At 71.4% G+C, this 440-nt stretch carries 1 protein-coding gene; it reads right to left on the minus strand.

What is annotated here, in order from left to right:
- Window positions 1–120: 120 nt before the first annotated feature.
- Window positions 121–440: MYXO-CTERM sorting domain-containing protein (locus tag BN4575_RS22985; RefSeq protein ID WP_068979578.1), on the minus strand; the 320-nt coding region annotated here is incomplete at its 5' end.

Here is a 440-nt window from a genome sequence, read left to right on the forward strand (position 1 = left end):
GCCTTGCACGCCTCCCTGGCGGCCCAGGACGACCGGCTCGCAGACCTGTGCGACGACCTGTCCGACGCCCTCCTCGATCTGCTGTGACCGCGCCCGCCTCTGCGCGCCGAAAGCGGCTCCTCAGCGCCGTCGGCGTCTTCCCGCCATGAGCGTCCCCATCGCCACGAGCAGCCACGCCCCCGCCGTCCCTGGCGATGTCCCCGGACGTGCGGCGCACAACCCGCTCGTCCCCAGGTACTCGCCGTCGTCGCGAGGCCTCTCCTCGGGCGTCACAGGCTCTCCGGGCTCCACCGGATCTCCTGGTAGCGCCGGCAGCACCTCGAAGATCCCCTCCAGCTGATCATCCGGCGGCCCCCCCTGTCCGGCATCGCTGAACCACCGCTCTCCCGCACCGTCGACCTGCACCAGCCCGAAGAATTCGTCGTACACGCCTGGCATCG

Origin of the sequence: Aeromonas sp. EERV15, from assembly GCF_900079845.1 — a bacterium.
GTDB lineage: Bacteria > Pseudomonadota > Gammaproteobacteria > Enterobacterales > Aeromonadaceae > Aeromonas > Aeromonas sobria.